Source organism: Pseudomonas sp. GW460-LB5, from assembly GCF_059423245.1.
This window is the reverse complement of record NZ_JBWKXT010000024.1, coordinates 40,173-64,785: the sequence shown is the minus strand read 5'-3', so window position 1 is coordinate 64,785 and position 24,613 is coordinate 40,173. Positions and strand designations below refer to the sequence as shown.

Here is a 24,613-nt window from a genome sequence, read left to right as displayed (position 1 = left end):
GGGGGGCCCCCCACCCCGACTGCATCCGTTTCAAGCCATGTGCAATACCTGTGGGAGCTGGCTTGTCGGCGATGGGCTGCATGGCAGCCCCTTGTGATCTCGGTTCAGGCCGGTTGTGGCGCCTTGAGGATGTTCTGCAGCAGCTGGACACTGTCAACGGCGTCGTGACCCAGGCTGGTCAGGTAGCCGCCATCGGGTTGATCGGTCAGCCCCTTTTCATGCAGGCGTTGCGCAGCGGCGACCAGGGCAGGGGCGGCGTTGCTGTTTATCTTGATGCCTTCCTGGCTGCTGTCGTGTTTGAACAGCGCGAGTACTTCCAGTTCAGCGATCAGATCGGGGGTAAAGGACATGGCGACTCCTGACTTCCAGACAAGGATGGCGGCACCGCTTGCGGTGCCTGACCTTCGAGTGTAGTCGGGTTATTCGTCCTCGCCTTGATCCATCTCAGGTGGTAGCTCCGGCAGCGCCCGCAGGGCGTTCTCGTACCACTCGCCGTTGAACGCGCGGTCTTCCACCAGCATGTTGTCAATTTCGAAGGCCAGCACATGGGCCATCAGGTTGAGAATGTCTTCACGTTCCCAGCCAACCAGGGTCAGCTTGTTGAAAGTGGCCTTGGCTGCCGGCGGCTCGCCGCTTTCGATCTGGTTCTCGATGGCCTGGGTCAGCGTTGCCTCGGCGAAGGCTTCGTCGTCGTCATTGTCGATGTCGGTGGGCTCGCTCATTGGCGGTACTCCTGTGGTGGGATGCACAGTGTGCCACGCCTGTACCGGCAATGCCCGGGCATTGACGAGGTGCATGACGCTGGTCAGGAACAGGCGTACGGTCTATAAAAGCCCAGCCAACCCCTTACGGCCTGGAGGCTGTTACCTCATGCTCAAGCTTCATGGATTCTCGGTCAGCAACTACTACAACATGGTCAAGCTGGCCCTGCTGGAAAAAGGCCTGCCCTTCGAAGAAGTCACCTTCTATGGCGGCCAGGCGCCACAGGCGCTGGAAGTGAGCCCACGGGGCAAGGTGCCGGTGCTGCAGACCGAGCACGGCTTCCTCAGCGAAACCAGTGTAATCCTCGACTACATCGAACAGACTCAGGGCGGCAAGGCACTGCTGCCGGCCGACCCGTTCGGACAGGCCAAGGTGCGCGAACTGCTCAAGGAAATCGAGCTGTACATCGAGCTGCCGGCGCGTACTTGCTATGCCGAGTCGTTCTTTGGCATGTCGGTTGAGCCATTGGTCAAAGAGAAGGCGCGTGCCGATTTGCTGGCCGGCTTTGCCACCCTCAAACGCAACGGGCGCTTTGCACCCTATGTGGCGGGTGAGCAGCTGACGCTGGCAGACCTGATGTTCTGCTTCTCGGTCGACCTGGCTTATGCGGTGGGCAAGAAAGTGCTGAACATCGACTTTTTGGCGGACTTCCCGCAGGCCAGGGCGTTGCTGCAGCTGATGGGCGAGAACCCGCACATGGCGCGGATCGTGGCGGACAAGGAAGCGTCGATGCCGGCCTTCATGGAGATGATTCGCAGCGGTAAACGCTAACCGGAGCTAGCGCTGAACCTGCAGGAGCAGCCTTGTGCTGCGAAGAGGCCGGTGCAGACACCCTCTATCCAGGGTGTTTGCACCGGCCTCTTCGCAGCACAAGGCTGCTCCTGCAAAAAGCAGGGCAGCGAGGCTGGCTTAACGGGAAGCCAGCAGCGCCTTGCCACGAACAACGGCAGCACGTACCTGCGCCGGTGCCGTACCACCAATGTGGTCACGGGCATTCACCGAGCCTTCCAGGGTCAGCACGGCAAACACGTCCTGCTCGATCTGGTCGCTGAACTGGCGCAGTTCATCCAGGCTCATCTCGGCCAGGTCCTTGCCGGTGTCCACACCGTACTTCACCGCATGGCCAACGATTTCGTGGCAGTCACGGAACGGCAGGCCACGGCGTACCAGGTAGTCGGCCAGGTCGGTGGCGGTGGAGAACCCGCGCAGGGCCGCTTCACGCATGATGGCATGCTTGGGCTTGATCGCCGGGATCATGTCGGCAAACGCACGCAGCGAGTCGCGCAGGGTGTCGGCAGCGTCGAACAGCGGCTCCTTGTCTTCCTGGTTGTCCTTGTTGTAGGCCAGCGGCTGGCCTTTCATCAGGGTCAGCAGGCCGGTCAGCGCGCCGAATACGCGGCCGCTCTTGCCACGTACCAGCTCTGGTACGTCCGGGTTCTTTTTCTGCGGCATGATCGAGCTGCCGGTGCAGAAGCGGTCCGGCAGGTCGATGAACTGGAACTGCGCGCTGGTCCACAGCACCAGCTCTTCCGAGAAGCGCGACAGGTGCATCATCGCCACGCTGGCAGCGGCGCAGAATTCGATGGCGAAATCACGGTCCGACACGCCGTCCAGCGAGTTGCCGGCCACGGCTTCGAAGCCCAGCAGCTTGCAGGTGAGCTCGCGGTCGATCGGGTAGGTGGTGCCCGCCAGCGCGGCGCTGCCCAGGGGCATGCGGTTGGTGCGCTTGCGGCAGTCGACCAGGCGCTCGTAGTCGCGGCTGAGCATTTCGAACCAGGCCAGCAGGTGGTGGCCGAAGGTGACCGGCTGGGCCGTCTGCAGGTGGGTGAAACCGGGCATGATGGTTTCGGCTTCACGCTCGGCCTGCTCCAGCAGGCCCTGCTGCAGGCGGGTGATTTCGGCCAGGATCAGGTCGATTTCGTCGCGCAGCCACAGGCGGATATCGGTGGCCACCTGGTCGTTGCGGCTGCGGCCGGTGTGCAGCTTCTTGCCGGTGATGCCGATGCGGTCGGTCAGGCGTGCTTCGATGTTCATGTGCACGTCTTCGAGGTCGACGCGCCAGTCGAACTTGCCGGCTTCGATTTCGCCCTGGATGGTCTTCAGGCCATCAATGATGGTGTCGCGCTCGGCATCGCTGAGCACGCCGACCTGCGCCAGCATGGTGGCATGGGCGATCGAACCCATGATGTCGTGGCGGTACAGGCGCTTGTCGAAATCGACCGAGGCGGTGAAACGGGCGACGAAGGCGTCGACGGGCTCACTGAAGCGGCCGCCCCAGGACTGATTGGTCTTGTCGGTGCTCATGGATTCACTCATTGCAGGCGTGAACGAAAAAGTGGCGCCGATAATAGCAGGGTTGGGCTGGCTGCCGCAGGGCGCCGGTCGACAGAAATGCCCGGAAAATGGCAGAGAAGGATTTTAAGGAATGAACGGCAGTGTTCCACGGACCGTCTACAGTTGGACAAAGGACTGGCGGTGAATCTGCCGTCCGAGTGAATCTTTGGCCATCGCACCGGTCTAGAGCGTGACCGCAGTGTCGCTCGAACCACACCTGTCTACGCTATACCTGTGCGAGACTCATTCAGGAATCCAGCGCAATTATGAATGTCCTGATCGTTGATGACGAACCCCAAGGCCGTGAACGCCTCAGCCGGCTGCTCGGCGAACTGGAGGGTTACACCGTGCTGGAGCCTAGCGCCACCAACGGCGAGGAGGCCCTAGCGCTGATCGAAAGCCTCAAGCCCGATGTGGTCCTGCTGGACATCGGTCTGCCAGGCCTGGATGGCCTGCAGGTAGCTGCTCGCCTGTGCGAACGCGAGGCGCCGCCGGCGGTGGTGTTTTGCACCGGGGATGATGAATACGGTGCCGAGGCATTCAAGGACAGTACCCTCAGCCATGTGAACAAGCCGTTCCAGGCCCAGGCGTTGCGCGATGCCTTGCGCAAGGCCGAAAAACCCAACCGCGCCCAGCTGGCGGCGCTTACCCGGCCGGCCAATGAAGGCGGCGGCCCACGTAGCCACATCAGTGCCCGCACCCGCAAAGGCATCGAGTTGATCCCTTTGCCGCAAGTGATCTACTTCATTGCCGATCACAAGTACGTGACCTTGCGTCATGAAACCGGGGAAGTGCTGCTCGACGAGCCGCTCAAAGCCCTGGAAGACGAATTTGGCGAGCGCTTCGTGCGCATCCACCGTAATGCGCTGGTCGCCCGCGAGCGTATCGAACGCCTGCAGCGCACCCCGCTGGGGCACTTTCAACTGTACCTGAAAGGCCTGGACGGCGATGCCCTGACCGTCAGCCGCCGGCATGTAGCCGGCGTGCGCAAGATGATGCAGACCCTCTGATACGGTGCCCGCATGGCAAGGGCTGCGCCCTTGTTCGCGGGTAAAGCCGCTCCCACAGGTTGAGTAGGCCTGGAGAGCGGCACTTCACCCTGTGGGAGCGGCTTTAGCCGCGAAGAGGCCCTCAACTGATCCACATCTGCAAGCGATAAAGGAGATGCTGTTATCATCGGCGGCATTTCTCTGGATCGGGGCGTTCCATGTCCACTCGCGAAATCCGCATTGCCACCCGTAAAAGTGCCTTGGCCCTATGGCAGGCCGAATACGTCAAAGCCCGCCTCGAGCAGGCCCACCCCGGTCTGCTGGTGACCCTGGTGCCCATGGTCAGTCGTGGTGACAAGCTGCTCGACGCGCCGCTGGCAAAAATTGGCGGCAAGGGCCTGTTCGTCAAGGAACTGGAAACCGCCCTGCTGGACAACGAAGCCGACATCGCCGTGCATTCGATGAAAGACGTGCCCATGGACTTTCCCGAAGGCCTGGGCCTGTACTGCATCTGCGAGCGCGAAGACCCGCGTGATGCGTTCGTTTCCAATACCTTTGACAGCCTTGAAGCGCTGCCTGCCGGCAGCATCGTCGGTACCTCCAGCCTGCGCCGCCAGGCCCAGTTGCTGGCGCGCCGCCCGGACCTGCAAATCCGCTTTCTGCGTGGCAACGTCAACACTCGCCTGGCCAAGCTGGACGCCGGCGAGTACGACGCCATCATCCTCGCCGCCGCCGGCCTGATCCGCCTGGGCTTCGAAGACCGCATCACCGCCACCATCAGCGTTGACGACAGCCTGCCAGCTGGGGGCCAGGGCGCGGTAGGCATCGAGTGCCGCAGCGCGGACGTCGAGATCCATGCACTGCTGGCGCCGCTGCACCATGCCGACACCGCCGACCGGGTGGTGGCCGAACGCGCCCTGAACAAACGCCTGAATGGCGGCTGCCAAGTGCCGATCGCCTGCTACGCGGTACTCGAAGGTAACCAGCTGTGGCTGCGAGGCCTGGTCGGCCAGCCTAGCGGCGGTACCCTGCTGGTGGCCGATGCCCGTGCCCCCCGTGCTGCTGCCGAGACCCTGGGTGTACAGGTGGCCGAAGACCTGCTGGACCAAGGTGCCGAGGCCATCCTCAAGGAAGTCTACGGCGAGGCCGGCCACCCGTGAGCCAATGGCGCCTGTTGCTGACCCGGCCTGCCGAGGATTGTGCGGCACTGGCGCAAAGCCTGGCGGCAGCGGGGGTGGGCAGCAGCTGCCTGCCGCTGCTGGCGATAGAGCCCGTCACCGCAGAGCCCCGGCAACGACTGCTTCTGGAGGGCCTGCATGGCTTTCAGGCGATCATCGTGGTCAGCAAGCCGGCTGCCCGGTTGCTGCTTGAGCATCTGGCCAAAGCCGGCACGCAGCCGCCTCGGCAAGGCTGGTTCACCGTGGGTGAGGCAACCGCTGCGGTGCTGCAAGGGGCCGGGCTGGCGGTGAGCACTCCGTCGCGTGGCGATGATAGCGAAGCCTTGCTGGCACTACCGGCCCTGCTTCAGGCAGTTGCCGTGCCCGCAGCGCGTGTCTTGGTCGTTCGCGGCGTCGGAGGTCGCGAACTGCTGGCAGAGCGTCTTGCCGAGCAAGGTGCTAGTGTCGAATATCTGGAACTGTATCGTCGCTGCCTGCCGGTTTACCCCGCAGGCACCCTGAAGCGCCGCATCGAAGCGGAACGCCTCAATGGCCTGGTGGTCAGCAGTGGGCAGGGTTTTGAACATTTGCAGCAGCTGGCCGGCGCCGATTGGCCGCAGCTGGCACGCCTGCCGTTGTTCGTGCCCAGCCCGCGGGTAGCCGAACAGGCCAGGGCCGCCGGGGCCCAACAGGTTGTGGATTGCCGTGGCGCCAGTGCCACGGCCTTGCTGGCAGCCGTGCAGCGCAGCGCTGCACCTGCTTCTTAAGGCGCTAAGCTGAACGCGATGCGCCCCCATGCAAAGGATGGATACGTGAGCGAGACTGTCTTGTCCAATAACGATCAGCCGTCGGCACAGGCGCCGGCGGAACCCGTCACCGCCCCACCTGCCAAGCGCTCCGGCAGTGGCCTGGCAGCGCTGGCCTTGCTGCTGGGTGCGGCCGGGGTGGCGGTAGGTGGCTGGGGTGTCTGGCAGGTGCGTCAACTGCAAGGCAGCGAGTTCAATCAGGGCCAGCACATCGAGGCGCTGAACCAGCGCGCCGAAGCCCTGCAGCAGCGCGAACAGCAGATCAGCGCGCAACTGGCCAGCCTGCCGGCTGCCAGCGAGCTGGAAGACCGTCGGCGCCTGGTGGCGCAGCTGCAGGGCGACCAGCAGCGCCTCAGCCAGCGCCTGGAAACCGTGCTGGGAGAGAGCCGCAAGGAGTGGCGCCTGGCGGAAGCCGAGCACCTGCTACGCCTGGCGACCCTGCGCCTGTCGGCCTTGCAGGACATCACCAGCGCCAAGGCACTGGTCGAAGGCGCCGACGAGATCCTGCGCGAGCAGAGTGACCCGGGTGCTTTCGCGGCCCGCGAGCAACTGGCGCGCAGCTTGGCCACGCTCAGCAGCACCCAGCAACCGGACCGTACCGGCCTGTTCCTGAAACTGGCTGCTCAACGTGAGCAGGTACAGCAGCTGAGCGCGCAATCGCCCGAGTTCGACAGCAATGCCGATGCCCTGGGCGCCCTGACCGCTGACGGCGATGGTGCCAGCCGGCTGTCGCAGTGGTGGGCAGAAATCTCCAAGTACTTCCAGATCGACTTCAACGCTGACGAAAACGTGCGGCCGTTGCTGGCCGGGCAGCAGCTGAATCAGCTGCGCCTGGCCCTGAGCCTGACCATCGAGCAGGCCCAGTGGGCGGCCCTCAATGGTGACGCCAAGGTCTACACCCAGGCGCTGGACGACGCTCGCAGCGTCTTGCTGGCCAACTTCAACGCCGACAACCCGCAAAGCAAGGCCATGCTCGACAGCCTCAATGCCTTGGCCGATCAGCCGGTGTCGGTGGTTACCCCCGACCTCAGCGAAAGCCTGGCGGCCGTGCAGGCCTACATTCAGCGCCGTCACCTGCCGGCCGAGGCTGAAGGGGGCAAGCCATGAAGCGTGTCTACCTGCTGGCCGTGCTGGCCATCGTGATTGCCGCGGCGCTGGGTATCGCGGTCGCCAAACACAGCGGCTACGTACTGCTTTCCTATGGAAGCTTCCGCTATCAATCGGGGCTGTGGGCGGCACTGGCCGGCCTGCTGGCCGTGGTCGCATTGTTGTGGTTGTTGCGTTATCTGGTCGGCCTGGTGCTAACCTCCAGCGGCGTGGTCAACCCGTGGTCGCGGCGTAACCGCAGCCGGCGCATTCGCCTGGCCATCGAACAGGGCCAGCTGGACCTTGCCGAGGGCCGCTGGGCCAGTGCTCAACGCCACTTGCAACGTGCCGCCGAGGCCGAGCGCCAACCGTTGCTGTACTACCTCGGCGCCGCACGCGCTGCCAACGAGCAAGGCCGCACCGAAGACAGCGACAACCTGCTGGAGCGCGCCCTGGAGCGTCAGCCGCAAGCAGAACTGGCCATTGCCCTGACCCATGCGCAGTTGCAGATGGACCGTGGTGAAAATGATGGCGCCCTGGAAACCCTGTTGGCCATGCAGGAGCGCCACCCGCACAACACCCAGGTGCTGCGCCTGCTGCAGCGCCTGCACCTGGAGCGTGGTGACTGGTCGGCACTGATCCGCCTGCTGCCAGATCTGCGCAAGGGCAAGGTGCTGCCGGCCGCCGAGCTGGCCGCCCTGGAGCAACGTGCCTGGGGCCAGAACCTAAGCCTGGCCACCACCCGTGGCGAGGACGCGCAAACTGCACGTCAGGCCTTGGAACGCGCTTGGCAGCAGCTGACCACGGCCCAGCGCCAGGAGCCGCAACTGGTGCTGGCTTACGCCGAGCAATTGCGCCAGGTGGGTGCCCAAGGCGAGGCCGAGCAAGTGCTGCGCACCGCCCTCAAGCGTGAATACGAAAGCCACCTGGCCCGGCTGTACGGCCTGGTGCGCGGTGATGATCCGGCGCGCCAGCTGCAAACTGCTGAAGGTTGGCTCAAAGAGCACCCGCAAGATGCCAGCCTGCTGCTGACCCTGGGCCGGCTTAGCCTGCAGAACCGCCTGTGGGGCAAGGCGCGAGACTACCTGGAAAGCAGCCTGCGCATGGAGCGCAACCCCGAGGCTTGCGCCGAACTGGCCCGCCTGCTCGCGGGTCTTGGCGAGACCGAGCGCAGCAACCAGCTGTTCCAGGAGGGCCTTGGCCTGCTGGACGAACGCCTGCTGGCGCTGCCTTTGCCAGAAGGCGTACGCGCCTGACCCACCCCACAGCCCGCGCCAAGGTGCGGGCTGTGGGGGCGGGTAATTTATCTCTTGCGGCCAGCGCTATCAGCAGTCCCTTTCTTCAGGTGCTTCCTACTGCATCGCTGGAAATTTCCTACGCGATTCAGGGACTTGTCGTTGTTGTCGTGCCTTGAAACAAAGCGTGTCTTTCCTCTACCGTTTCAAGTCACCACTTCTTGCGGATCTTCAACGTCCATGCTGCCGGCCCGTTTGCGCACCTTTTTCCTTCCTGCCTGCCTGGTCGCACTGGCGGTGCTGGTTGCGTCTTTGCGCCTGGAAACCACAGTGGGGCTGGTGCCGTGCCCATTGTGCTTCAGCCAGCGTTTGTTGCTTGGTGTGTACGCGCTGCTGTGCCTCGCAGCCGTGCTGCAGGCACCGGGCACGCAGGGTACCGTTCGTTATGCGCAGGGGGTACTGGGCTGCTCGCTGGCGGGCGCTTTGCTGGCAGCACGGCATGTCTGGGTGCAGGGCGCTGAGGGTGTCATTCATGTTTGCCCGGTGCCGATCGGGCGGGTGTTCGAGCAATCCTGGGCTGAGGCAGCACGGCAATTGCTGCTGGGTGGGCCTGATTGCAGCTCGCTGACCTGGAGCTTTCTCGACCTGACGTTACCGGAGTGGAGCCTGTTGGCCTTCCTGCTTCTGGCGGTGCTGCCCCTGAGTTACCTGCTGGCGTATCGTTTCCGCACCCTGGCACGAGCATGACCTGAAGCAAGGCCACGTCATTACCGCGACCAATGGTGATGTAACAGGGGATTAAACACTTGTATGAACTTTGTCTGCTGCGTACCTTGATGGGCAGCACGCGTGGGAATAATCTCCCAGCACGCATACCGAAAATACAACTGCTCGATGCCGTCCTGCTGATGTCACCTTTGTGCCGCACGGTTGTGGTGCGGGGTGCAGCGGCATCTACCCAGAAGGGAAGAGATCGCCATGCTCGATAGTTGTCAGAACGCCCAGGAACGCTGGGGTGGGGTTCACAAGCTGATCGACCGTTGGCTGGCGGAGCGCCGGCAACTGGTGCAGGCTTTCCGCGGCTTGCGCGATTTGAAGCCAGCCTTTGCCGACAAGGACACCAACGGAGACTTTTGCGCACTTCTGGTCGACTACGTTTCGGCGTGGCACTTCGAAGTTTGCGAGCAGCTGGTCAGCGAGGCCAAGGCTTTCGGAGACGAGAAAGCGCTGAAGCTGGCTGAAGAACTCAACCCACGGATCAACGACAGTACCCAGGTCGCACTGGCCTTCAATGACCAATGCACCAAGGGTGAGTGCAAGGACACCGAACGCTTCGCCGAAAAGCTGGGCAAGTTGGGCGGGCTGTTGCACGAGCGCTTCGAACTTGAAGACTGCCTGATTGAGGTGCTGCACAACGCACACAAGGAAGAGGGAGCAGTCCAGGCGTGAGAGTTGACGTCAGTCGCCAACCGCCAGCAATTCGATCTCGAACACCAGGGGTGTATACGGTGCGATAAGGTCACCCGCGCCTTGCGCGCCATAGGCCTGCGCCGACGGAATTACCAGGCGCCATTTGGCCCCGGCGTGCATCCTTGGCAAGGCCACCTGCCACCCTTCGATCACCGAGTCCAGGCTGAACCACTGGGGCGCCTGGTTCTGGTCGAACACAGAGCCATCCGGCAGCCTGCCCACATAACGTACCTGCACTTTGCCGCCCGCTTTGGGCTGGGCGCCAGTGCCTGGCTGCAGCTCGCTGTAGAGCACACCTTCCGGTAGTTCGCGTACCCCATAACGGCCACGCTCGTTGGCCATGAAGCGCGTTTCGGCTGCCTGCAACTTCTGCGTGGCGGCGTCACCTTCCCTCGCTTCGTGCTGCTGCAGCACCGCTTGCATACGTGCCTTGTCGAGCTTCAAGGGTTGCCCCTGATAGGACTGCTTCAGGCCTTCGACCAGTGCATCCAGTTGCAGGCCAGGCATATCCTGGCGCAGGCGCTCACCCAGGCTGGCCCCCAGGCTGTAGGCAAGGTCATGGTCGTTGCTGTCGGCCATTGCAACTGGCACCAGCAGGCATAAACCTAATACAAGATATCGAGGCAATGCCCTGACTCCCAAATATCAGCAATGATTAATTCAGCAACTACACTTTCACGCAGCTGCAAGATAACAACTTTGCCCAGGCATGCAACGCGGCGTAAATATTACTGTCAACATGCCCTAGCGGCGGTAGCAGCAGAAGCATAGTATGAGCCGCAATCTCGTCAGCCAGGAGGTAAACCATGTCGGCCAAAAAGAAGCCAGTAAGTACGCCGTTACACCTGCTCCAGCAACTTTCGGGCAGCCTGCTCGAACACTTGGAAGATGCCTGCTCGCAAGCGCTGGCTGATGCGGAAAAACTGCTGGCCAAATTGGAAAAGCAGCGTGGCAAGGCCCAGGAAAAACTGCACACCGGTCGCCTGAAACTGCAGGATGCCGCCAAGGCGGGTAAAGCCAAGGCGCAGACCAAAGCGCAAAAAGCCGTTGGCGAACTTGAAGAGCTACTCGATTCCCTCAAGGAACGCCAAACCCAGACCCGTACTTATATCCAGCAACTCAAGCGCGACGCTCAGGACAGCCTCAAGCTGGCCCAAGGTGTAGGCAAAGTTCGCGAAGCAGCCGCCAAGGCCCTTGACCTGCGTGCCGCCAAAACCACCAAGCCTGCTGCTGCCAAGCCAGCTGCCAGGTCCACTGCTGCTGCCAAACCTGCCGCTAAGCCAGCTGCCAGGTCCACCGCTGCTGCCAAACCTGCCGCTAAGCCAGCTGCCAGGTCCGCTGCTGCTGCCAAACCTGCCGCTAAGCCAGCTGCCAAGGCCACTGCTGCTGCCAAACCTGCCGCCAAGCCGGCTGCCAAGGCTACTGCTGCTGCCAAACCTGCCGCCAAGCCGGCTGCCAAGGCTACTGCTGCAGCTAAACCTGCCGCCAAGCCGGCTGCCAAGGCTACTGCTGCAGCCAAACCTGCGGCCAAGCCAGCTGCCAAGGCTACTGCTGCCGCCAAGCCAGCGGCCAAAGCCACTGCTGCCGCCAAGCCTGCTGCCGCTGTCAAACCTGCCGCCAAGCCAGCGCCAGCCAAAGCTGCTGCCGCGAAATCCGCTGCTAAACCAGCTGCTGCCAAGGCTCCAGCACGCACGGCCGCCAAGCCAGCTGCCGCCAAGCCTGTTGCCAGCAAGCCAGCCGACGCCAAACCTGCTGCGCCAGCCGCCAGCACCCCGGCTGCAGCAACCAACTCGGCCAACCCGGCCTCGTCGGCAGCGCCGTCGGCACCCGCCAGCACCCCGGCTCAGGCACCCTCTTCGGCGTCCTGAAGCGCAGTCGCCGCGACGCGCAACTGATCCAGCGCGTGGTGGTGTCGGACAGGGGCCGGCGCCAGCCGGGCCAGCCAGTCGTCCGTGGGCTCCCTGGAGCCTGCGGGCCACTTTTGGGCGAATTCCTGCAAGCGCTCCAGCAAAGTTCTTTCTGCCTGCAACTCCAGCCCCTTCACCTGTTCACGCAACGACGCCAGCTGCGTATCTCCCAACGCTGCCGCTCGCCATTGCTGGCGCAGGCTGCGGAGTGGAGTGACCACTTCGCGCTGCCACGGCTCGGCCATTTCGTGCAGTGCTTGCACGCGCTCCTCCAGCACAGCCACAGCACGTGCTTGCAGCCAGGTTGCGCATAGCAGCAGGCAAACATCGCCACCCTGCGCCTGTAGCTCAAGGCAGGCCGCTTCCACGCCAGGCCTGGCATACAGGGCCAAAGCGTAATTCCACAGGTCGGTGTACATGGTTCCACTCGCGCTATGGGCCGAGGAAGCTGGTAGACTCCGCGACCATCATGATCAGACTATCCAACCTCACTTTACAGCGTGGTCCGCAGCGCTTGCTAGACGGCGCCGACATGACCCTGCACGCCGGTCACAAGGCCGGCCTGATCGGCGCCAACGGCGCCGGAAAATCCAGCCTGTTCGCCTTGCTGCGCGGTGAGCTGTCGCCCGATGGCGGCGATTGCCTGCTGCCTGGCGACTGGCGCATCGCCCACATGCGTCAGGAGGTCGACACCCTCGACCGCCTGGCCGTGGATTATGTGCTCGACGGCGATGCGCGCCTGCGCAAGGTCCAGGCCGAACTGGCCGCGGCCGAGCAGGCGCACGATGGCACCGCCCTGGCGCGCCTGCACAGTGAGCTGGAAGGCGCCGACGGCTATACCGCCGATGCCCGCGCGCGCAAATTGCTGGCTGGGCTGGGCTTCACCAACGAGCAGATGGACCGCCGCGTCGGCGACTTTTCCGGCGGCTGGCGGATGCGCCTGAACCTGGCCCAGGCTCTGATGTGCCCGTCCGACCTGCTGCTGCTCGACGAGCCCACCAACCACCTGGACCTCGACGCCATCCTGTGGCTGGAAGACTGGCTCAAAGGCTACCCCGGCACACTGTTGCTGATCTCCCACGACCGTGACTTCCTCGACGCGGTGGTCGACCACGTGCTGCACGTCGAACAGCGCAAGCTGAACCTGTACAAGGGTGGTTACACCGCCTTCGAGCGCACCCGTGCCGAACGCCTGGCGCAGCAGCAGCAGGCCTACGAGAAGCAGCAGGCGCAGCGCGCGCACATGGAAAAGTACATCGCCCGTTTCAAGGCCCAGGCCACCAAGGCCCGCCAGGCACAAAGCCGGATCAAGGCCCTGGAGCGCATGGAGGAGCTGTCGGCGGCGCATGTCGACTCGCCGTTCGACTTCGTCTTCCGTGAGTCGCAGAAAATCTCCAGCCCGTTGCTGAGCATGTCCGAAGGCCGCCTGGGTTATGGCGACACGGCCATTCTCGACAAGGTCAAGCTGCAGCTCACCCCAGGTGCGCGCATTGGCCTGCTCGGGCCCAACGGCGCCGGCAAGTCGACCCTGATCAAGAACCTTGCGGGTGAGTTGGAGCCGTTGTCTGGCCGCCTGGTACGTGGCGAGAACCTGGCTGTTGGCTACTTTGCCCAGCACCAGCTGGACTCGCTGGACGACAAGGCCAGCCCGCTGCTGCACCTGCAGCGTATTGCCCCCACCGAGCGCGAACAGACCCTGCGCGACTTCCTCGGTGGCTTCGACTTCCATGGCGCTCGCACCGACGAGCCGGTTGTGAACTTTTCCGGTGGCGAAAAGGCCCGTCTGGCGCTGGCGCTGATTGCCTGGGAACGGCCAAACCTGCTGCTGCTCGATGAACCAACCAACCACCTTGACCTGGAAATGCGCCTGGCGCTGACCATGGCGTTGCAGGAGTTTGCCGGTGCCGTGGTGGTGGTGTCTCACGACCGTCACCTGCTCAAGAGCACGACCGACGACTTTTTGCTGGTGGCCGACGGCAAGGTCGAAACCTTCGACGGAGACCTGGACGACTACAGCCGCTGGCTGGTCGAGTACCGCCAGCGCAGTGCGCCGGTCAGTACCGCCCCGGTCAACCCGGACAAGACCGACAAGAAAGCCCAGCGTCAAGCTGCCGCGGCCTTGCGCCAGCAACTGGCACCGCACAAGAAAGCTGCCGACAAGCTGGAAACCGAGCTCAACCAGGTGCATGTGCAACTGGCCGAGATCGAGACCGCGCTGGGTGACGGTGGCCTCTACGAGGCGGCGCGCAAGGACGAGTTGCGTGACCTGCTGGCGCGCCAGACCAAGCTCAAGCAACGCGAAGGTGAGCTGGAAGAAGCCTGGATGGAAGCGCTGGAAACCCTCGAAAGCATGCAGGCCGAACTCGAGGCGCTGTCCTGATGGAGGAACTGCGTTCGCTGCTGCCAGGGCAATGGATGGACACGTTCTGGCTGGGCTTGCAGATTCTGTTGATCCTGGTCGCGGCTTTCGTCCTGCAGCGCATCGTTGCGCGTGGGTTGAGCCGCCTGGGCCAGCGTTACCCGCTGCCGCCAGAACTGCTGGTACCGGTGCGTGGTGGCCTGCGCTGGCTGATCATGGGCAGCGCGCTGCTGTTCGTGCTCGAGCGCCTGGGCGTTTCGGCGACCGTGCTGTGGACGGCGTTGTCCGGCTTTGTCGCGGTGGCGGCGGTGGCGTTCTTCGCCATGTGGAGCGTGCTGTCCAACCTGCTGTGCGCGGTGCTGATCTTCACGGTCGGGCCGTTTCGCATCGGTGATGTGGTCGAGCTGGTCGACACGCTGGACAAGCCGGGGGTGAAAGGCCGGGTGATCGCCATCAACCTGCTGTTTACCACCTTGCTGGAAATGCCCGATGCGGGCGGGGCGCTGGTGCAGGTGCCCAATAGCCAGTTCTTCCAGAAGTCGGTACGGCGTTGGCGCGGGGCTGAGGTGCAGGCCTTGCACAAAGAAACAGCTGCCGAAGCTGACTGAACCTGTACTGGCCCCTTCGCGGGCATGCCCGCTCCCACAGGTATCCCGCAGGGTCTGAAACTGCACTGTACTTGTGGGAGCGGGCGCGCCCGCGAAGAGGCCGGCACAGGTCCCAAAAATCCCTCAGAAATCGCTGGTTATTTTTTCACCAAAACCTTAGCTTAACCTTTTGCAACAAATGTTCGAGCGAGGTGTGTGATGTCGATGGAAGTATGGCTGGGCTTCTTTGCCGCCTGTTGGGTAATCAGCCTGTCACCCGGTGCCGGGGCGATTGCCTCGATGTCCAGCGGCCTGCAATACGGCTTCTGGCGTGGCTACTGGAACGCCCTGGGCCTGCAACTGGGCCTGATTGTGCAAATCGCCATCATTGCCGCCGGCGTCGGCGCCATCCTGGCCGCCTCGGCCACGGCCTTCCAGGTCATCAAATGGTTCGGCGTTGCCTACCTCGTCTACCTGGCCTACAAGCAATGGCGCGCCTTGCCGATGGACATGTCCGATGAGTCCGGTGTTCGCCCTATCGGCAAACCGCTGAGCCTGGTGTTCCGCGGGTTCCTGGTCAACGTCAGCAACCCCAAGGCGCTGGTGTTCATGCTGGCAGTGCTGCCGCAGTTCATCAATCCGCATGCACCGCTGTTGCCGCAGTATGTGGCGATCACTGTGACGATGATCAGCGTGGACATGCTGGTGATGGCGGGGTACACCGGCTTGGCTTCGCGGGTGTTGCGCCTGCTGCGTACGCCCAAGCAGCAGAAGCGCCTCAACCGGACCTTTGCCGGGTTGTTCATTGGTGCGGCCACTTTCCTGGCGACCCTGCGCCGCGCACCTCTCTGACAGACCGCTGGGGCCTGGTCCGGGCCCCAGCTCTATTTCTGCTTGTCTACCAACCCTGTCAGCAAGTCCACCGGCATCGGGAAGACAATGGTCGAGGTCCTGTCGCCCGCAATCGCCCCCAGCGTCTGCATATAGCGCAACTGCATTGCCCCCGGTTCCTTGCCCAGCATTTGCGCCGCCTGCATCAGCTTCTCTGACGCCTGCAACTCCCCCTCGGCATGGATCACCTTGGCCCGCCGTTCGCGTTCGGCTTCAGCCTGCCGGGCGATGGCGCGTACCATCGATTCGTTGAGGTCGACATGCTTGATCTCGACGTTGGCCACCTTGATGCCCCAGGCGTCGGTTTGCGCGTCCAGCACATGGCGAATGTCCCCGTTCAGTTGCTCACGTTCGGCCAGCAGCTCATCCAGTTCGTGCTTGCCCAGCACCGCACGCAGCGTGGTCTGGGCCAACTGGCTGGTCGCTACCAGAAAGTCCTCCACCTGGATTATCGCCTTTTGCGGGTCGAGCACGCGGAAGTAGAGCACCGCGTTGACCTTGACCGAGACGTTGTCGCGGGTGATTACATCCTGGGGTGGTACATCCAGCACCACCGTGCGCAGGTCGACCCGCACCATTTGCTGGATCACCGGGATCAACAGGATCAACCCCGGCCCCTTTACCTGCCAAAAGCGCCCCAGCTGAAACACCACACCGCGCTCGTACTCGCGCAGGATGCGAAACGCCGACAGCAACAGCATCGCCAGCACGATCAGCACGGCACCAAAACCAACTTGCATGAACATGGTCATTCTCCTTGCACCGCAGGCGCGGCGGGGCTCACGTCCAGCATCACGCCATGGCGTGCGGTCACCCGCACGTTCTGGCCAGCTTGCAGCGGCGTTGCGCACTGCACTTGCCATTGCTCGCCTTGGGCCAGCACGACGCCACGCAGCGGGTTGCCTGCCATCACCTGGGTGACGGGAACCAGGCTGCCGACAAGGCCGGCGTCACCGCTGACCAGTGCCCGTTGACGTGCCTTGAGGGCCATGCCCAGCACGCCGCCGATCAGCAGCGCCGAAAGCACTCCCAGGGTGCCTATCAAGGCCAGCGGGATGCCGAAACCGGGTGCATCGGTATCGATCAGGATCAGCGCGCCGACCACAAAGGCAACGATGCCGCCAAAACCGACCACGCCGAAACTGGGCAGAAAGGCTTCGGCGATCATGAAGGCGATACCCAGCACGATCAGCGCCACCCCGGCGAAGCTCACCGGTAACAGTTGTAGAGCGTAAAGTGCCAAGAGCAGGCAGATACCACCGACCACACCACCCACCGTAGACCCGGGGCTCATGAATTCGAACAGCAGCCCGTACACACCGATCATGATCAGAATAAGCGCCACGCTGGGGTTGGTGATGACCGCCAGTACCCGTGTGCGCCAATCCGGCAGGTGCTCCACCAGGCTGGCGCTGGCGGTGTGCAGCTGGCGTGGCTGGCCAGCGACCACCAGCGTTTTGCCATCGAGCTTGCGCAGCAGGGCGGGCAGGTCATCGGCGACCTGGTCGATCACATTCAGCCGCAAGGCCTCGCTGGCTGGCAGGCTGACGGCCTCGCGCACGGCCTTCTCCGCCCAGTCGGCATTGCGCCCGCGCAGCTGCGCCAGGCCGCGAATATACGCAGTGGCGTCGTTAACCTGCTTGCGTGCCAGGGTTTCATCATCGCTGCCCTTGGCCTTGTCGTCTTTGGGCGCACCTGGGGGGCCGCCGATCTGCACCGGCGTGGCAGCACCCAGGTTGGTCCCGGGGGCCATCGCGGCGACATGGCTGGCGTAGAGAATATAGGTGCCGGCGCTGGCAGCGCGGGCACCGCTCGGGGCGACGTAAGTGGCAACCGGCACGGGGCTGGCGAGAATCGCTTTGATCATCTGACGCATGGCGCTGTCCAGGCCACCGGGGGTGTCCATGCGGATCACCACCAGTTGCGCGCCCTGTGCCTGGGCCTGCCCGAGGCTGCGAATCAGGTAGTCGGCGCTGGCCGGCCCGATGGCATCATCGATGCCCAGCACCCACACTGCACCGGGCGCTGCCTGGCCACCTGGCGTGATGCCAAGCAGTAACAGCAGCAACAGCCAGCGCCAGCAGCGGGCGATCACCTGTCGTCACCTCGTTTGCCCCTATTACACAAGTTTAGCCCTGGTTGGCGTTACCCCGCCTAAAATTACAGATTGGGGGTGAAAACGGAGGTGCATCATGCGTATGGCAAAGACCCTGCAGGCCCGCCTGGACAAGGCCAACTGCGACTACGACATCATTCCCCATCCACACTCGGCCACCAGCCTTGAGTCGGCGCGCACGGCCGGCGTACCCGCCGAGCGGGTGGCCAAGTCGGTGATGCTCGATGACCGCCATGGCAACTACATCATGGCCGTGCTACCGGCCAACCGGCATCTGGACATGACCAAGGTGCGCATGTCCGGGGCCTGGCAACTGACTCGCGAAAGTGGCCTGCCGAGCCTGTTCGGCGACTGCGAGCGCGGCGCCGTGCCGGCCCTTGGCGACGCCTACCAGATAAAAATGTTGCTTGATCCGAGTCTTACACGCCAGGGCGATGTCTATCTGGAGGCGGGTGACCACGATCACCTGATCCACATGAGCATGGAGCAGTACATGAAATTGGTGCCGCACGCCGAAGTGCGCGAGCTGTGCTGATGCTCTCAACCTATACCAGTCTGGCGTCGTCGATGCCCAGACTGGTGCCCAGGAGGAACCATGGACAAGCCGATTCATCCATTTTCGGAAATTTTCAAACAATTGGGTCTTCCCGACGACCCGGTAGAAATCGATCGTTTCATCACCACCCATTCACCGCTCGATGAGGATGTGAAATTGGTGGACGCGCCATTCTGGAACGACTCTCAACGCGCTTTTCTCAAGGAAAGCTACACCGCCGACGCTGATTGGATACCCATGATCGACCAGCTGAACGAAGCGCTGCATCCCCGCAAAAAATAAAGCGCCGAGCGGCACCTGACGAGTGATTGGCCGTTGCTATGCTCAGGAAAACAATAAGGGGATAGCGCGATGAAAGATCCCTATGCACCAGGCTTCTGGTGCTCCGTGACGATCCTGGGCACCCTGACGGCCAGTTACTTCTATGGCATCAGGCAGACGCAACAGATGAACCAGGCGGTGCACTTCCTGTATGCGGCTGCGGCTGTCACCGTGGCGGTGGTATTGGTGGCGCTGACCTGGATCGCCTGGCAGCAGTTGCACCTGAACAAGCGCGAAGTGATTCAGGGGCGAACGTTGCTGACCATCTGGAACACCAAGGTGGCACTACGCCGCGTCGAGACGGTATTCGACCGCTATTTCTGGGGCAGCTACTGGCATTCCGGCCGCACGTTCGAAGAAGTCATGGGCGAGCTCAAGGGGACACCGCTGGAGCAGAGCCTTGATGCCTTGAAGCGCCAGTGCCGGGTGCTCGACCGTGAAATCCATGACCACCATCACCATTGGCTGGCCAATGCCCGCGACCTGTCCAGCGTGGCCCAGGCCATGGCCCGTGAACGCTACCAGCTGGACCTGGGCGAGCCCACCTGCAGTGGCCATGGCAATACTGCAGTGGTCAACCGTGACCTGGAAGTGCTGGTGTACACCTGGTCGGCACGCCTTCGCAGCTTCGACCATCAACTGGATGAGCTTGAGCGCGCCTACCATTGAGGGGCGTCATTCGCCGCGGATGTACTGCTCCAGTTGCCGAATCAGGCTGGCCTGTTCGGTGATGGTTTCCTTGACCAGGTCGCCGATGGACAGCAGGCCGAGCAGTTTGCCGTTGTCGACCACCGGCAGGTGACGCAGGTGACGGTCGGTCATCAGGTTCATGCAGAAATCGAGCTTCTGCTTTGGCTCCACGGTGACCACGGGTGCACTCATGATTTCGCGCACCGGGGTGGCGGCGGAAGAGCGGCCCTTGAGTACCAGTTTGCGCGCATAGTCCCGTTCACTGACGATACCCACCACCTGGTTGCCCTCGACCACGGGTAACGCACCGACGTTTTTCTCCGCCAGCATTTTCAGGGCGTCAAGCACCGAGTCATCCGGGCCGATGGTGTATACGGTCTGGTGCTGGGACTTGGTCTTGAGGATTTGTTCGACGGTCTTCATACGGGCCTCTGCGGGTGAAAAAAGCGCTGTCTCGGAGTAACTAAAGCATCCGGCACGGCGCTCTGCACGGCAATGCAGGAAACGGCATGGAGTCGATTGAAAAACGTCATGGGTGTCCGCCTGTGCCGGGCTTCGCGGCTAAAGCCCCCCCCCCCCCCCCCCCCCCCCCGGCCCTGCCTATCAAAGCTTCGGCATCTGCCCGATCCGCGCCACCATTTCGCTCACTACCTGCAGGTCGAGCATGAACTGCTCTACGGTCTTGAACTCATTGTCGTTGTGCCCGGTGTATTTCACATCCGGCATGGCAAGGCCGAACTGCACGCCGTTGGGCAGGTCGTGCACCGAGGTTGCACCGGCCGAGGTACCGAACTCATGCTTCATGCCCAGGTTCTCGCTGGCTACAGCCAGCAGGGCCTTGACCCACTCGCCTTCGGGGTTGCGGTACATCGGCTCATCCAGGCTGTAGTCGAATGCCACCGAGATATGGCTCTTATGGGTCCAGTTGCCCAGCTTGCCAACCAGCTCGTCCTTGATCGTGGCAATCGGCTTGCCCTTGGGAATGCGCAGGTTCACCGCCAGTTTCAGGCCTTTGTCATCCACTCCTACAAAGGTTGGCGATGCAGTCAGCGGGCCCATGAACGCGTCCTTGAACGCCACGCCCAGTTTGTTCCCCAGGTAGTCCAGGCCCCAGTTGTCAGCAGCGTAGCGGGCGGCGTCGGTGAAGTGGTTGTGCTTGAGCGGCACCTGCTGGCCGAGGCCATTGATGAAGTCGAGCATGCGCGCCACCGGGTTGACCCCGGACTCCGGTTCCGAGGAGTGGGCAGAAACACCGGTCACGGTGAGCAGTACCTGTTTGCCATCGGCCTTGGCGTCGATGCTGAAGTCGCCCCCATGCTGCTTCACATATTTGGCACCAGCCTGCTGCAGGTGTTTGGCCAGCTGTGCAGGGTTGTCGGCGTTCAGGGTGGCTACCGATGTGGTCGGGATCTGATTGGTGGCCAGGCCGCCGGTCAGGTTGACGATTTCAGCACCTTTGCCGCTGGCCTGGCGCTTGCTGAAGCTGGCCATGACCGTGCCGTAGCCTTTCTCGGCGATCACCACCGGGTAGCCGCCGTCCAGGGCCAGGTTGTAATCGGGGGTAGGGTTGCGTTCGAAGTAGTAGGGGATGGCATCACCGCTGGTTTCTTCGGTGGTGTCGATCAGCAGCTTGAACTGCCGGGCGAGTGGCAGGTTTTCGTCCTTGGCCACTTTCAACGCGTACATTGCCACCACGATGCCGTTCTTGTCGTCTTCGGTGCCGCGACCGTACATGCGGTCGCCCACCAGGGTGACTTTGAACGGGTCCAGGCGGGTGCCGTCGGCCAGCTTCCAGTTGTCCGGGTTGACCGGCACAACGTCGGCATGGGCATGTATACCGATCACTTCCTTGCCGCTGCCGAGCGAAATCTCGTACACCCGGTTGTCGATGTTGCGGAAGGCCAGGCCGAAGCTGTCGGCCAGGGCCTTGATCTTGTCGGCAATCTTGAGGAACTCGGGGTTCTCGTACTGCGGCGTACCCTCGATGTTGAAGGTGGGGATGGCTACCAGCTCGCGCAGGGTTTCGGTAGCGGCCTTGCCATACTTGATGCGGGTATACAGGCCGAGCAGGCGGTTGATTTCGTCTTGTTGCTCGGCGGCCAATGGCTTGTTGGCCAGGTAGGCATCGAGGGTTGCCTCAAGGTTGTCGGCCTTGGCTTGCTCGCTGCCTTTGAGCTTGTCGAGGAACTGCCTGAAGTCGCTTGGGTTGCTGCCGTCGAAGGCTTTGACGATGGCAGCGGACTGCTGTTGGGAGAGGTTGGCCTGGGCCGGCTGGGTGAACAGACCGATGCTGGCCAGCAGCAGGGTGGTGGCGGTGAGTTTTTTCAGGTGCATGGTTGCGCGCATTCCTTCGCCAGTCATTGTCATGGGTTACCCGTCAGAAAACGGGAAGACGCCCACGCTAACACCAATGACCCGTGGCACGGGAGTACCAGAAACGCGACATGTCGCACAAACGAAAAAGCCCCGGGCCAAGGCCCAGGGCTTTTTTGATATGGCGCACTCGGCGGGATTCGAACCCACGACCCCTGCCTTCGGAGGGCAGTACTCTATCCAGCTGAGCTACGAGTGCAACGCGCACGCATGATACCCATCTGAATCGGTGGCGTCCATCGCCTTGATCTGTGGCCTTTTTTCCTCTGTTGCCAGCACCGACAACCAGGATTTCATCTATCCATATGCGAAATGAATATTTCCGCTAGCCGGTTTATGCCCACTATCCTCTGGTCACAACTTGTTATAACAAGTAACCGATCAGCGAAGAGATCCCATGGCCGAACTGCTCCCCCTGTCCCCGGTACCGCTCTACACCCAGCTCAAGGAACTGCTGCGCGAGCGCATCCTCGACGGCACTTATCCACCGCACAGCCGCATGCCGTCTGAAAGCGAGCTGGGCAAGGCTTTCGACGTCAGCCGCATCACCGTGCGCCAGGCGCTGGGCGACCTGCAGAAGGAAGGGTTGATCTTCAAGATCCACGGCAAAGGCACATTCGTCGCCAAGCCCAAGGCGTTCCAGAACGTCAGTACCCTGCAGGGCCTGGGTGAGTCGATGACGCAGATGGGCTACGAGGTGATCAACCGCCTGCGTAGCTTGCGCCATGTGCCGGCCAACGCTTTGGTGGCCGCCCGGCTGCAGGTCGAGGAGGGCAGCCTGGTGACCGAGATCCGCCGGGTGCGGCTGATCAACCGCGAGCCGGTATCGCTTGAACTGACCTGGCTGCCCAAGGCTGTCGGCGAAAAACTGGAGAAGGCCGACCTGGTCACCCGCGACATCTTCCTGTTGCTGGAAAACGACTGCGGCATCGCCCTTGGCCATGCCGACCTGGCCATCGATGCGGTGCTGGCCGACAGCGACCTGACTCAGGCCCTGGATGTTGAAGAAGGCTCCCCGATCATGCGCATCGAGCGCCTGACCCATGCTGCCGATGGCACGCCACTGGACTTCGAACACCTTTACTACCGCGGCGATGCCTTCCAGTACCGCCTGCGCATTGACCGTCAGAAGGGGGGCAAGGCATGAGCATCCAGACCCAGGACTACGACATCATCGTCATCGGTGGCGGCACCGCCGGGCCAATGGCGGCGATCAAGGCCAAGGAGCAGGACAAAAGCCTGCGCGTGCTGCTGCTGGACAAGGCCAACGTCAAGCGCAGCGGCGCGATCAGCATGGGCATGGACGGGCTGAATAACGCCATTATCCCCGGCCACGCCACCCCCGAGCAGTACACCAAGGAGATCACCGTAGCCAATGACGGTATCGTCAACCAGGCCACGGTGCATGCCTACGCTACCCACAGTTTTGAAACCATCGAGCAGCTCGACCGCTGGGGCGTGAAGTTCGAGAAGGACGAGACGGGCGACTACGCGGTGAAAAAGGTTCACCACATGGGCGCCTACGTGTTGCCCATGCCCGAAGGGCACGACATCAAGAAGGTGTTGTACCGCCAGCTCAAGCGTGCCCGGGTCGAGATCAGCAACCGTATGGTCTGCACCCGTGTGCTGCTCGATGGCGAAGGCGCCGCCGCGGGTGTGCTGGGCTTCGACTGCCGCAGCGGCGAGTTTCGCGTGGTGCGGGCCAAGGCGGTGATTCTGGCCTGTGGCGCCGCCGGGCGGCTGGGCCTGCCGTCGTCAGGCTATTTGATGGGTACCTACGAGAACCCGACCAACGCCGGCGACGGTTACGCCATGGCCTACCATGCAGGTGCCGAGCTGGCCAACCTCGAGTGCTTCCAGATCAACCCGCTGATCAAGGACTACAACGGCCCGGCCTGTGCCTACGTTACCGGTCCGCTGGGTGGGTACACCGCCAACAGCAAGGGTGAGCGCTTCATCGAGTGCGACTACTGGAGCGGCCAGATGATGTGGGAGTTCCACCAGGAGCTCGAAGGCGGCAATGGCCCGGTGTTCCTCAAGCTTGATCACCTGGCCGAAGAGACCATCCAGAATATCGAAGAGATCCTGCACAGCAACGAGCGCCCCAGCCGTGGCCAGTTCCACGCCGGGCGTGGCACCGACTATCGCCAGCACATGGTCGAAATGCACATCTCCGAAATCGGTTTTTGCTCCGGGCATTCGGCATCTGGCGTGTGGGTCAATGAAAAGGCCGAAACCAGCGTCAAAGGGTTGTATGCCGCAGGCGATATGGCTGCGGTGCCGCACAACTACATGCTCGGCGCCTTTACCTATGGCTGGTTCGCCGGCGTAAACGCCGCGCACTACGTGGCCGGGCGCGAACTCGCCGAGGTTGATGCCGCACAGGTGGAGCGCGAGCGCGCGCGGGTGTTTGCCCCGCTGCAGCGTGAGCATGGCCTGCCGCCCGCCCAGGTCGAGTACAAGCTCAGGCGCATGGTCAACGATTACCTGCAGCCGCCCAAGGTGACCAAGAAGATGGAAATTGGCCTGGCGCGCTTTGCCGAGATCGAGCGTGACCTGGAGCAGATGAAAGCCAGCAACCCTCATGAACTGATGCGTGCGATGGAAGTGTCAGTGATTCGCGACTGCGCCGAGATGGCGGCGCGCGCCTCGCTGTTCCGCGAGGAAAGTCGGTGGGGGTTGTACCACCACCGGGTGGATTTCCCTGAGCGCAACGATGGCGAGTGGTTTTGCCATTGCCACCTGAAAAAAGGTGAGAACGGTGAAATGACCAGTTTCAAGAAGGCTGTCGAACCCTACCTGATTGCCCTGGAAGCCGATGAGCAGACCGCTTATGACCGGTTGCGGGTGAAGGCTGATGCAGCGTGAATGGGGCTGCTTCAAAGCCCAGTCGCCGGCAAGCCGGCTCCCACAGGTACTGCATCGGCGGTGAAGTCTGCACCCTCCTGTGGGAGCTGGCTTGCCGGCGATGAGG

At 62.8% G+C, this 24,613-nt stretch carries 26 protein-coding genes and 1 tRNA gene; 17 read left to right on the top strand and 10 right to left on the bottom strand.

Features of this window, described 5'->3' with window-relative positions:
* Positions 1-104: 104 nt before the first annotated feature.
* Complete coding sequence (locus AC07XM_RS16095; protein ID WP_016484337.1) at positions 105-350, bottom strand: TIGR02647 family protein; 246 nt, start codon at positions 348-350, stop codon at positions 105-107.
* A 69-nt stretch (positions 351-419) separates the two neighbouring features.
* Positions 420-722 carry a hypothetical protein gene (locus AC07XM_RS16090; protein ID WP_016484338.1) on the bottom strand — a complete coding sequence of 101 codons (303 nt, stop codon included), beginning with the start codon at positions 720-722 and terminating at the stop codon, positions 420-422.
* Between the two features lie 148 nt (positions 723-870).
* On the opposite strand from AC07XM_RS16090, the gene AC07XM_RS16085 reads away from it, so the two are divergent.
* On the top strand, positions 871-1,533 hold the full coding sequence (locus AC07XM_RS16085) for a glutathione S-transferase (RefSeq protein WP_060518117.1): 663 nt from the start codon (positions 871-873) through the stop codon (positions 1,531-1,533).
* Positions 1,534-1,671: 138 nt separating this feature from the next.
* Here AC07XM_RS16085 and argH read toward each other — a convergent pair whose 3' ends face one another.
* Positions 1,672-3,066 carry an argininosuccinate lyase gene (argH, locus tag AC07XM_RS16080; RefSeq protein ID WP_016484340.1) on the bottom strand — a complete coding sequence of 465 codons (1,395 nt, stop codon included), beginning with the start codon at positions 3,064-3,066 and terminating at the stop codon, positions 1,672-1,674.
* A 296-nt stretch (positions 3,067-3,362) separates the two neighbouring features.
* Here argH and AC07XM_RS16075 point away from each other — a divergent pair, with 296 nt between their 5' ends.
* The 7 genes from AC07XM_RS16075 (at position 3,363) to rsd (ending at position 9,818) form a co-directional block, all read left to right on the top strand.
* Complete coding sequence (locus AC07XM_RS16075; RefSeq protein ID WP_016484341.1) at positions 3,363-4,106, top strand: LytR/AlgR family response regulator transcription factor; 744 nt, start codon at positions 3,363-3,365, stop codon at positions 4,104-4,106.
* 197 nt (positions 4,107-4,303) lie between these two features.
* A complete protein-coding gene (hemC, locus tag AC07XM_RS16070; RefSeq protein ID WP_016484342.1) occupies positions 4,304-5,245 on the top strand; it encodes a hydroxymethylbilane synthase in 942 nt (313 codons plus the stop codon).
* Positions 5,242-6,009, top strand: coding sequence for a uroporphyrinogen-III synthase (locus tag AC07XM_RS16065; protein WP_016484343.1), 768 nt, complete (start codon positions 5,242-5,244; stop codon positions 6,007-6,009). Before hemC ends, AC07XM_RS16065 begins: the two co-directional genes overlap by 4 nt.
* A gap of 45 nt (positions 6,010-6,054) precedes the next feature.
* A complete protein-coding gene (locus AC07XM_RS16060; protein ID WP_016484344.1) occupies positions 6,055-7,155 on the top strand; it encodes a uroporphyrinogen-III C-methyltransferase in 1,101 nt (366 codons plus the stop codon).
* Entirely contained in the window at positions 7,152-8,390 is a 1,239-nt protein-coding gene (locus AC07XM_RS16055) for a heme biosynthesis protein HemY (protein ID WP_016484345.1), read from the top strand. The genes AC07XM_RS16060 and AC07XM_RS16055 overlap by 4 nt, the downstream gene beginning before the upstream one ends.
* Before the next feature lie 219 nt (positions 8,391-8,609).
* A complete protein-coding gene (locus AC07XM_RS16050) occupies positions 8,610-9,116 on the top strand; it encodes a disulfide bond formation protein B (protein ID WP_016484346.1) in 507 nt (168 codons plus the stop codon).
* Positions 9,117-9,347: 231 nt separating this feature from the next.
* Positions 9,348-9,818, top strand: coding sequence for a sigma D regulator (gene rsd / locus AC07XM_RS16045; protein WP_102689384.1), 471 nt, complete (start codon positions 9,348-9,350; stop codon positions 9,816-9,818).
* A gap of 9 nt (positions 9,819-9,827) precedes the next feature.
* On the opposite strand, the gene AC07XM_RS16040 is transcribed toward rsd, so the two are convergent.
* On the bottom strand, positions 9,828-10,466 hold the full coding sequence (locus AC07XM_RS16040; RefSeq protein ID WP_023047973.1) for an FKBP-type peptidyl-prolyl cis-trans isomerase: 639 nt from the start codon (positions 10,464-10,466) through the stop codon (positions 9,828-9,830).
* 179 nt (positions 10,467-10,645) lie between these two features.
* On the opposite strand from AC07XM_RS16040, the gene AC07XM_RS16035 reads away from it, so the two are divergent.
* The gene (locus tag AC07XM_RS16035) at positions 10,646-11,707 is read left to right on the top strand and encodes an AlgP family protein (protein ID WP_070086489.1); all 1,062 of its coding nucleotides are present in this window, start codon (positions 10,646-10,648) and stop codon (positions 11,705-11,707) included.
* Here the strand turns inward: AC07XM_RS16035 and AC07XM_RS16030 are convergent.
* Positions 11,683-12,165, bottom strand: coding sequence for a TIGR02444 family protein (locus AC07XM_RS16030; RefSeq protein WP_102689383.1), 483 nt, complete (start codon positions 12,163-12,165; stop codon positions 11,683-11,685). The two genes, AC07XM_RS16035 and AC07XM_RS16030, sit on opposite strands and share 25 nt — an antisense overlap.
* A 50-nt stretch (positions 12,166-12,215) precedes the next feature.
* Here AC07XM_RS16030 and abc-f point away from each other — a divergent pair, with 50 nt between their 5' ends.
* From abc-f to AC07XM_RS16015, 3 genes are all read left to right on the top strand, one after another.
* Entirely contained in the window at positions 12,216-14,126 is a 1,911-nt protein-coding gene (gene abc-f, locus AC07XM_RS16025; RefSeq protein ID WP_024717580.1) for a ribosomal protection-like ABC-F family protein, read from the top strand.
* On the top strand, positions 14,126-14,713 hold the full coding sequence (locus tag AC07XM_RS16020; RefSeq protein WP_016484352.1) for a mechanosensitive ion channel family protein: 588 nt from the start codon (positions 14,126-14,128) through the stop codon (positions 14,711-14,713). The genes abc-f and AC07XM_RS16020 overlap by 1 nt, the downstream gene beginning before the upstream one ends.
* Positions 14,714-14,911: 198 nt before the next feature.
* Positions 14,912-15,544, top strand: a complete 633-nt coding sequence (locus tag AC07XM_RS16015) for a LysE family transporter (RefSeq protein WP_016484353.1) — start codon at positions 14,912-14,914, stop codon at positions 15,542-15,544.
* Positions 15,545-15,576: 32 nt separating this feature from the next.
* Here the strand turns inward: AC07XM_RS16015 and AC07XM_RS16010 are convergent, their stop codons facing one another.
* Positions 15,577-16,329 carry a slipin family protein gene (locus tag AC07XM_RS16010; RefSeq protein ID WP_016484354.1) on the bottom strand — a complete coding sequence of 251 codons (753 nt, stop codon included), beginning with the start codon at positions 16,327-16,329 and terminating at the stop codon, positions 15,577-15,579.
* Between the two features lie 2 nt (positions 16,330-16,331).
* The gene (locus AC07XM_RS16005) at positions 16,332-17,678 is read right to left on the bottom strand and encodes an NfeD family protein (protein WP_023048233.1); all 1,347 of its coding nucleotides are present in this window, start codon (positions 17,676-17,678) and stop codon (positions 16,332-16,334) included.
* A 97-nt stretch (positions 17,679-17,775) separates the two neighbouring features.
* On the opposite strand from AC07XM_RS16005, the gene AC07XM_RS16000 reads away from it, so the two are divergent.
* The 3 genes from AC07XM_RS16000 (at position 17,776) to AC07XM_RS15990 (ending at position 19,245) form a co-directional block, all read left to right on the top strand.
* Positions 17,776-18,234 (top strand): aminoacyl-tRNA deacylase, encoded by a 459-nt coding sequence (locus AC07XM_RS16000; protein WP_016484356.1) that lies wholly within the window; start codon positions 17,776-17,778, stop codon positions 18,232-18,234.
* A gap of 60 nt (positions 18,235-18,294) precedes the next feature.
* On the top strand, positions 18,295-18,537 hold the full coding sequence (locus AC07XM_RS15995; RefSeq protein WP_016484357.1) for a DUF2789 domain-containing protein: 243 nt from the start codon (positions 18,295-18,297) through the stop codon (positions 18,535-18,537).
* A 69-nt stretch (positions 18,538-18,606) separates the two neighbouring features.
* The gene (locus AC07XM_RS15990) at positions 18,607-19,245 is read left to right on the top strand and encodes a hypothetical protein (protein WP_023048232.1); all 639 of its coding nucleotides are present in this window, start codon (positions 18,607-18,609) and stop codon (positions 19,243-19,245) included.
* A 6-nt stretch (positions 19,246-19,251) separates the two neighbouring features.
* Here the strand turns inward: AC07XM_RS15990 and AC07XM_RS15985 are convergent, their stop codons facing one another.
* The 3 genes from AC07XM_RS15985 to AC07XM_RS15975 all read right to left on the bottom strand — a co-directional run bounded on the left by AC07XM_RS15985 (position 19,252) and on the right by AC07XM_RS15975 (position 21,838).
* On the bottom strand, positions 19,252-19,689 hold the full coding sequence (locus AC07XM_RS15985) for a CBS domain-containing protein (protein WP_016484359.1): 438 nt from the start codon (positions 19,687-19,689) through the stop codon (positions 19,252-19,254).
* Positions 19,690-19,869: 180 nt separating this feature from the next.
* Positions 19,870-21,600, bottom strand: coding sequence for a dipeptidase (locus AC07XM_RS15980; protein ID WP_102689382.1), 1,731 nt, complete (start codon positions 21,598-21,600; stop codon positions 19,870-19,872).
* Positions 21,601-21,761: 161 nt separating this feature from the next.
* Positions 21,762-21,838, bottom strand: a tRNA-Arg gene (locus AC07XM_RS15975).
* Positions 21,839-22,036: 198 nt separating this feature from the next.
* Between AC07XM_RS15975 and AC07XM_RS15970 the strand changes: the two genes are divergently transcribed.
* Both AC07XM_RS15970 and AC07XM_RS15965 read left to right on the top strand, forming a co-directional pair.
* A complete protein-coding gene (locus AC07XM_RS15970) occupies positions 22,037-22,786 on the top strand; it encodes a GntR family transcriptional regulator (RefSeq protein ID WP_016484361.1) in 750 nt (249 codons plus the stop codon).
* A complete protein-coding gene (locus AC07XM_RS15965; protein WP_095116582.1) occupies positions 22,783-24,507 on the top strand; it encodes a fumarate reductase/succinate dehydrogenase flavoprotein subunit in 1,725 nt (574 codons plus the stop codon). Before AC07XM_RS15970 ends, AC07XM_RS15965 begins: the two co-directional genes overlap by 4 nt.
* Positions 24,508-24,613: the final 106 nt, after the last annotated feature.

Coding starts and splice junctions, on each gene's coding strand:
- argH (WP_016484340.1), bottom strand. CDS start 3,066: ATGAGCACCGACAAGACCAATCAGTCCTGGGGCGGCCGCTTCAGTGAG.
- AC07XM_RS16090 (WP_016484338.1), bottom strand. CDS start 722: ATGAGCGAGCCCACCGACATCGACAATGACGACGACGAAGCCTTCGCC.
- AC07XM_RS15970 (WP_016484361.1), top strand. CDS start 22,037: ATGGCCGAACTGCTCCCCCTGTCCCCGGTACCGCTCTACACCCAGCTC.
- AC07XM_RS15965 (WP_095116582.1), top strand. CDS start 22,783: ATGAGCATCCAGACCCAGGACTACGACATCATCGTCATCGGTGGCGGC.
- AC07XM_RS16035 (WP_070086489.1), top strand. CDS start 10,646: ATGTCGGCCAAAAAGAAGCCAGTAAGTACGCCGTTACACCTGCTCCAG.
- AC07XM_RS16020 (WP_016484352.1), top strand. CDS start 14,126: ATGGAGGAACTGCGTTCGCTGCTGCCAGGGCAATGGATGGACACGTTC.
- AC07XM_RS16030 (WP_102689383.1), bottom strand. CDS start 12,165: ATGTACACCGACCTGTGGAATTACGCTTTGGCCCTGTATGCCAGGCCT.
- AC07XM_RS15995 (WP_016484357.1), top strand. CDS start 18,295: ATGGACAAGCCGATTCATCCATTTTCGGAAATTTTCAAACAATTGGGT.
- AC07XM_RS16015 (WP_016484353.1), top strand. CDS start 14,912: ATGTCGATGGAAGTATGGCTGGGCTTCTTTGCCGCCTGTTGGGTAATC.
- AC07XM_RS16095 (WP_016484337.1), bottom strand. CDS start 350: ATGTCCTTTACCCCCGATCTGATCGCTGAACTGGAAGTACTCGCGCTG.
- AC07XM_RS16050 (WP_016484346.1), top strand. CDS start 8,610: ATGCTGCCGGCCCGTTTGCGCACCTTTTTCCTTCCTGCCTGCCTGGTC.
- AC07XM_RS16010 (WP_016484354.1), bottom strand. CDS start 16,329: ATGTTCATGCAAGTTGGTTTTGGTGCCGTGCTGATCGTGCTGGCGATG.
- abc-f (WP_024717580.1), top strand. CDS start 12,216: ATGATCAGACTATCCAACCTCACTTTACAGCGTGGTCCGCAGCGCTTG.
- AC07XM_RS16075 (WP_016484341.1), top strand. CDS start 3,363: ATGAATGTCCTGATCGTTGATGACGAACCCCAAGGCCGTGAACGCCTC.
- rsd (WP_102689384.1), top strand. CDS start 9,348: ATGCTCGATAGTTGTCAGAACGCCCAGGAACGCTGGGGTGGGGTTCAC.
- AC07XM_RS16085 (WP_060518117.1), top strand. CDS start 871: ATGCTCAAGCTTCATGGATTCTCGGTCAGCAACTACTACAACATGGTC.
- AC07XM_RS15990 (WP_023048232.1), top strand. CDS start 18,607: ATGAAAGATCCCTATGCACCAGGCTTCTGGTGCTCCGTGACGATCCTG.
- AC07XM_RS15980 (WP_102689382.1), bottom strand. CDS start 21,600: ATGCACCTGAAAAAACTCACCGCCACCACCCTGCTGCTGGCCAGCATC.
- AC07XM_RS16000 (WP_016484356.1), top strand. CDS start 17,776: ATGCGTATGGCAAAGACCCTGCAGGCCCGCCTGGACAAGGCCAACTGC.
- hemC (WP_016484342.1), top strand. CDS start 4,304: ATGTCCACTCGCGAAATCCGCATTGCCACCCGTAAAAGTGCCTTGGCC.
- AC07XM_RS16055 (WP_016484345.1), top strand. CDS start 7,152: ATGAAGCGTGTCTACCTGCTGGCCGTGCTGGCCATCGTGATTGCCGCG.
- AC07XM_RS15985 (WP_016484359.1), bottom strand. CDS start 19,689: ATGAAGACCGTCGAACAAATCCTCAAGACCAAGTCCCAGCACCAGACC.